This is a genomic window from Saccharopolyspora sp. NPDC000995 (assembly GCF_053599315.1).
In genome coordinates this window covers 1-6,647 of sequence record NZ_JBSFLZ010000204.1, presented here as the reverse complement: position 1 = coordinate 6,647, position 6,647 = coordinate 1, and the positions used below count along the sequence as shown (strand labels likewise).

Here is a 6,647-nt window from a genome sequence, read left to right as displayed (position 1 = left end):
TCGCCGACGAGGTTCGGCGGCGCCTGCACACTCACCCCGGAGGGCATCAGCAGCCGCGCGACCGCGATCGTGGCGGCCAGGTCGTGCAGATCGGCGTCGGGCATGCCGCGCATAGCGGTGTCCGGTTTCGCCCGGAAGTTCTGCACGATGATTTCCTGGATGTGCCCGTACTGGCGGGCGACGCTGCGCAGCGCGAGCAGCGATTCGGCGCGCTCGGCGCGGGTTTCGCCGATTCCGATGAGGATTCCGCTAGTGAACGGCACCGCGACACGTCCGGCGTCGGCCAGCACCCGCAGCCGGACGGCGGGTTCCTTGTCCGGGCTGCCGAAGTGCGGCCCGCCCTTCTCCCGCCAAAGCCGCTCGGCGGTGGTCTCCAGCATCATGCCCATGCTCGCCGCGACCGGCTTGAGCCTGGTCAGCTCCGACCAGCTGAGCACGCCCGGGTTCAGGTGCGGCAGCAGGCCGGTTTCCTCCAGCACCGCGATGGCGCAGGACCGCAGGTAGTCCACTGTGGAGGAATACCCGCGTGCCTCCAGCCACTCCCGGGCGGCCGGCCAGCGCTCTTCGGGCCGGTCACCGAGGGTGAACAGGGCTTCCTTGCAGCCCGCGGCCGCACCCCGCCGGGCGATCTCCAACACCTCGTCACGTTCCAGGTAGGCGGATTCCACCCGGTGCGGCACGGTGGCGAAAGTGCAGTAGTGGCAGCGATCCCGGCACAGCCGGGTCAACGGGATGAACACATTCCGGCTGTAGCTGACCACACCTTCGTGGCCCTCGGCGACCAGGTGCGCGTCCCGCGCGCGACCGGCCGCGGCCAGCAGTTTTTCCAGGTCCTCGCCGCGGGCGTGCAGCAAGACCGCGGCTTCGGCGGCGTCCAGCGAAACACCATCGGTGGCGCGGCGGAGCGCACGGCGCATCGCCGATTCGCTCGGGATGGGCTCCGGCGGGGAAACTTCCAGATCTGCAACCGACACCTGCCAACTCTAAGTCGCCGAGCGCCTGCCGCCCAACCGCCGCAGACGTCCCGGGCGCCTCACTATCGGCTATTGAATTACTCCGTTTCGTCCTACCCACGATCACCGAATCAGGCGCAAAATCCGACGAATACCACTGGGTGAATCGCACTCTGTCTCCATAGGAGGGACACGTGTCACGCTCTAGAAGGAATGGTCGAGTCGCGCGCATAGCCGGCTCGGCACTCGCGTTGGCGCTGCTGGTACCCGCAGGCATCGTCGGCGCGGCCGATCCAGCGCCCGCGGCAACCACCGCACCGGTGCACTTCGTCGTGCTCGGCCCAACTGGCGACGGCCTGCAGCAGACCGAGGAATCGGTGCGCGCGGTCGGCGGAATCGTCGTGCAGAGCTGGCCCCAGATCGGCGTGATCGTCGCGACCTCAACGGATCCCGGATTCGCCGCCGCGGTGCGCACCCGGCCCGCCGTCGAGCAGGCCGGTGCCAGCCGCAACCTCGCCGAGCAGCTGCCGCCCGCGCAGTCCCTGCGGCTGGAGGCGCTGGAGGGCAAGGTCAGTCCCGCCGCGTTCTCGGCCAACGCGCACGGGGAGCCGCTGGAGCCTGAGCAGTGGGACATGCGGCAGATCAAGGCCGACCAGGCGAGCGCGATCTCCCAGGGCAGCAAGGACATCACGGTCGGCGTGCTGGACTACGGCATCGACCCGACGCACCCGGACTTGAAGCCGAACCTGGACGTCACCAAGTCGGTGAGCTGCGTGAACGAGGGCGTGCCGGACACCCGGCAGAATGCCTGGCAGCCGCAGGACCCGAAGCAGGACCACGGCACCCACACCGCGGGCACCATCGCCGCCGCGCGCAACGGCGTCGGAATCTCCGGTGTCGCACCGAACGTCACGCTGGCCTCGGTGCGGGTCATCGACGACGGCGGCTTCATCTACCCCGAGTACGCGGTCTGCGGGTTCATCTGGGCGGCCGAGCACGGCTTCGACGTCACCAACAACTCCTACTTCGTCGACCCCTGGTACCTGTGGTGCGACAGCGACCCGGACCAGCGGGCCGGTGCCGAGGCGGTGCGCCGCGCAGTCGCGTACGCGCAGGGCAAGGACGTCGTGAACGTGGTGTCGGCGGGTAACAGCAACTGGGACCTCTCCAAGCCGATCCGCGACACCAACAGCCCGAACAACGGCGGACCGACCCAGGACCGCAAGACCGGGCACGAGTGCCACGTCCTGCCGGGTGAGCTGCCGGGTGTGGTGTCGGTGTCCGCGGTCGGCTCGGACTCGGTGAAGTCGTACTACTCCAATTACGGCCTGGGTTCGATCACGGTGACCGCGCCCGGTGGAGACAGGAACCAGATCCCGCAGACGCCATCGCAGAACGGTCGGGTGCTGTCCACGGTGCCTGGCGGCGGCTGGGGCTGGATGCAGGGCACCTCGATGGCCGGGCCGCACGTGGCGGGCGTGGTCGCGCTGCTGCGCAGCACACACCAGGACTGGAACGCCCAGCAGGTGGTCGGCGCGCTGACCAACCAGGCCGACGCCCTGGAGTGCCCGAAGAATTACGACCCGGACGGCGACGGCAAGCCGGACGCGGTCTGCTCCGGCGGAAAGAACGGCGCCGGCTTCTACGGCGCGGGCCTCATCGACGCCCTCGACGCCGTCCAGAAGTGACCTCCAAACCCACCAGCGGGTGACGACCGAAGGGCACCTTCGACCGACTTTGCCGACTTTGCCGGTTGAAGGTGCCCTTACCCCGCCCAATTGGGACGATCTGGGGTTGCTTGGGCGAGTGGAGGGCAGGACGCTGACGATCCGGAGGGTTGTCGGGTGGGAGTGAGGCGCTGTCGTGACTGATTCGGAGACCTTCGTGATCGTCGGTGCTGGCATGGCCGGCGCCAAGGGTGCGCAGGCGCTGCGCGATCTCGGGTTCGACGGGCGCATCGCATTGCTCGGGGACGAACCGCACCGCCCGTACGAGCGCCCGCCGCTGTCCAAGGCGTACCTGATGGGCAACGCCGACTTCCCCAGTGCTTACGTGCACGACGAATCCTGGTACACCGACAACCGCGTGGACCTGCAGCTCGGGGTGTCGGTGCGGCGGATCGACCGGGCGCTGCGCCAGGTGGAGCTCGCCGACAACAGCCGGATCGACTTCGACAAGCTGCTGATCGCGACCGGTGCGCATCCCCGTTCGCTGCCGGTGGCCGGGATCGACGCCGACGGCGTCCTGGACCTGCGCCGGGTCGAGGATTCCGACCTGATCAAGCAGACCCTGAACGACATCGAACGGCTCGTGGTGGTCGGCGCGGGCTGGATCGGGCTCGAAGTCACCGCCGCCGCGCGCGAAGCCGGCGTGGCTGTGACCGTCGTCGAGATGACCGAGCTGCCGCTGCTGCGGGTGCTCGGTCCTGAAGTCGCCGAGGTCTTCGCGGCACTGCACCGGGACCACGGCGTGGACTTCCGCTTCGGCACCGCCGTGAGCGAAATCCTGGTCGAGAGCGGCCGGACGGCCGGGGTGCGGCTGAAGGACGGCACCGAGGTCCCCGCCCAGGCGGTGCTGGTCGCGGTCGGCGTGGAGCCGGACATCGCGCTGGCCCGGGACGCCGGGCTGCGGGTGGACAACGGCATCCTCGTCGACGCCTCGCTGCGCACCGGCGACCCGAACATCGTCGCGGCCGGTGACGTGGCCAACGCGTTCAACCCTTTGCTGGGCAAGCAGATCCGGGTGGAGCACTGGGCGAACGCGCTCAACCAGCCAGCCACCGCGGCGGCGTCGATGCTGGGGCGCGACGTCAAGTACTCGGAGCTGCCTTACTTCTTCACCGACCAGTACGACCTGGGCATGGAGTACCTCGGCTACGTCGACCCGGACGGCTACGACCAGGTGGTGTTCCGCGGAGATGTCGAAGCCCGCGAGTTCATCGCCTTCTGGCTCTCCGAAGGCCGAGTCCTGGCGGGCATGAACGTCAACATCTGGGACGTGCAGGACCAGATCAAAACCCTGATCACCTCGGCCACGACGGTCGACACGAGCCTCCTCGCGGACCCGGAGACCCCCCTCAACGAACTGATCGCCCGCTGACCCGCCACCTCTGAACGAGCGTTGCGGTCCCGCAGTGGGCGAGCTGCCCGGCACCGCAGGGAATTCCAGGAGCAGGCCCGTACCAGGTCGAGCGCCGGAGCGAGTATCAGAGCTCGACTGTCTGCAGGGTCTCTCGGCTGGTTGCAGGGCTCGGCGTCCCGCCCTGGTGGTCTTCAGCCAGTCTCAGCGTGCGGGCACGGATCAATTTCATGCTCGCGGCTGAATCCCCAGCGCACGCTGCGGCTCAGTGCGGCCGACGGCGCCGCGCCCGCAGTCAGACGACGGTTACCCCGTCGCGGCGGAGGACGCGTTGAAGCATTTCGTGCAGACCATCTCCGATCGCATCCAGGAGCTCAGCGCCGAACACGCAGAGGGAGCGTTCCAGGAATGCACGAAGGTAGAACAACCGGCGGACTCACAGCCGAATCAGCACCTCCCGGTCCGAGATCGCGGTGTCGGACAACCGCCGTTCGTAGCGGCTGTGCACCCGATCGGACAGGCTTCCGCACCCAGGACACGCCACGCGGCCGGTGAGCGTGCTCGCCTCGATCCGCACCACCGGCCCCGCAGCGTGCACGTCGTCAATCCGTAACCGGGCCAGATGCGGGAACAGGACGCCAAGCACTCCAAGATCAGCACACTATGCACATGATCAACTATCTGTGGCGGGGCGGGAAGCGCCCGGGTCCATCACGGAAAGTGGGACAGAACCAAGATTCGCGTGCCGTTGACACGCTTGCTGGCTCAAAGCGACCGTTCCGCAGTCCAGAGTTCGCGAGCCAGTTGGGCTTTTCCAGTGCCACGAACTTCAGCATGTACTTCCATCAGCGAGTCGGTGTCAGTCCGATCGGGTTCCGCCGCGAGGTGCGTGATGAAAAACCGGTGATCGAGGCGGAGGCTAGTGTTACTGGATTCCCCTCGCGGTCAACCCGCTGACGACGATTCTTCTCGTAGGGAAACCATAGTGATGACCGTCTCTTGTGCTTCCTGCTCCCATATATGGTGCAGGCGTTCGCCGGATAAGCGGTGTGGGTCGCGAACCGCCGGTTCACGACCCACACCCAAGGCGTCGCGGGTGAGACGGTGGGCTCAGCGGGGGAGAGGCTGTCCCTTGGTCTCCGGTCCGACGAACCAGATCAGGCCGAGTGCGATCACGTAGGACGCCACACCAATCGTCGTCGCCGCCGTCGAGATGCTCCCGAGCAGGCTGATGAGCAGACCGGTGGCGAGCGTGATGAGCGAGCCTGCGATCCGGGCAGAGTTGAACACCGTCGAGATCGCGGTCGCCCGTCCCGCCGTGGGGAACAGCTCAGGCATGTAGATCGGCATCCACGCGAACTGCCCCAGGATGAAGAACCCGGCGACGCCTGCGGCGACGAGGGCAACCCCCGGCGTCGAAACGGCGAAGAAGAAGATCGGGAGGATCAACGCCGAACCCGCGTAGTAGACGAGCATGGTGGGTTTGCGGCCCCACTTGTCGGCAAGGTAGCCCAACAGTAGGTACCCCGGCACGGACGCGGCATTGAACACCAGGCCCGCGTTCGCGGCCCACGCGCTGGCGGGCAGTCCCATGTTCTTCGCGAGCTGGCCGGTGTACTGCGGGATCCAGGCCGACACGCTGTAGAGGCCGATGACCGACACCACGGTGATCAGGAGAAGTCTTAGAGCCCGCCGACGCAGGTGCGGCTGGGTGAACACCGACGTGAACGGAGACCGCAGGAGCTCTCGGTCTGCTGGGCTGACCTGACCACCGCCTGCCGCGGTGGCCTTGGCCTTGTGCCTGCGGTCGCGGATCTCTGTCCACATCTCCGGGTCGTGGACGGCTCGGCGCACGTAGAGCACGATTAGTGCGGGCAGGGCGCCGACGAGGAACAGATACCGCCAGGCCTCGGTTCCCACCGGCTGAAGGAGAAACCAGGCCAGGGCCGCGACCACGGCGCCGACCCCGAACCCGGACTGCAATACGGCGGCTGCCCGTCCGCGGGAGCGGTCGGGCCACAGTTCGCCGATGAGGGCCGTCGCGCTGCCCCACTCCGCGCCCAGGCCCATGCCGGTGACGAAGCGCAAGGCCAGTAGCCACCAGTAGTCGGGTGCGATCGCGCTGAGGCCTGTGAACACCGCATACCAGAGAATTGAGATCATCAGGGTGCGGCGGCGGCCGAGGTAGTCGGCGGCGAAGCCGGCGACGATCCCGCCTAGGGCCCAGCCCAAGAGCGTCGCGGCGACCAGTGCGCCGACGTAGGCGGGAAGCTGTTGGATCTGGGCGCTGGTCCCCAGGCTAGTGACAGCTGCCGAACCAGCGAGGACGAGTGCGTAGGTCTCGAACCCGTCGAATGTCCATCCGAGCCACGACGCTACGAGTGCGCGGCGGCTGGTGCTGTCGATGCTGCGCAGGGCCACGGGTCGATCGCGGGTGTCGAGCGGCGGTACGCCGCTCTCCAGGTCGGACACAGTGCTCTCCTTTGCTCTCCTTTGAGCTGAAGACTCGACGTCCGAGTGATCAGTTGAGCGCGTCGATTGGGGCAAGAACGGTGACGCTGATCGGCGACGCAAGCAAGTCCGGCAGCTGGGCGCGGTAGTTCTTGTAGTGCGTGG

5 protein-coding genes are annotated in these 6,647 nt (G+C 67.6%); 2 read left to right on the top strand and 3 right to left on the bottom strand.

What is annotated here, in order from left to right:
* Nucleotides 1-917, bottom strand: a 917-nt coding sequence (gene cofG / locus ACWDKQ_RS34410; protein WP_450142941.1) for a 7,8-didemethyl-8-hydroxy-5-deazariboflavin synthase CofG, incomplete at its 3' end; no start/stop codon positions are given.
* A gap of 230 nt (nucleotides 918-1,147) precedes the next feature.
* On the opposite strand from cofG, the gene ACWDKQ_RS34405 reads away from it, so the two are divergent.
* Together ACWDKQ_RS34405 and ACWDKQ_RS34400 are read left to right on the top strand one after the other, a co-directional pair.
* A complete protein-coding gene (locus ACWDKQ_RS34405; RefSeq protein ID WP_450142940.1) occupies nucleotides 1,148-2,641 on the top strand; it encodes a S8 family peptidase in 1,494 nt (497 codons plus the stop codon).
* Nucleotides 2,642-2,816: 175 nt separating this feature from the next.
* A complete protein-coding gene (locus tag ACWDKQ_RS34400; protein WP_450142939.1) occupies nucleotides 2,817-4,052 on the top strand; it encodes an NAD(P)/FAD-dependent oxidoreductase in 1,236 nt (411 codons plus the stop codon).
* Nucleotides 4,053-4,467: 415 nt separating this feature from the next.
* On the opposite strand, the gene ACWDKQ_RS34395 is transcribed toward ACWDKQ_RS34400, so the two are convergent.
* Together ACWDKQ_RS34395 and ACWDKQ_RS34390 are read right to left on the bottom strand one after the other, a co-directional pair.
* Entirely contained in the window at nucleotides 4,468-4,629 is a 162-nt protein-coding gene (locus tag ACWDKQ_RS34395; RefSeq protein ID WP_450142938.1) for a transposase family protein, read from the bottom strand.
* Between the two features lie 512 nt (nucleotides 4,630-5,141).
* Nucleotides 5,142-6,503 carry an MFS transporter gene (locus ACWDKQ_RS34390; protein ID WP_450142937.1) on the bottom strand — a complete coding sequence of 454 codons (1,362 nt, stop codon included), beginning with the start codon at nucleotides 6,501-6,503 and terminating at the stop codon, nucleotides 5,142-5,144.
* Nucleotides 6,504-6,647 lie beyond the last annotated feature (144 nt).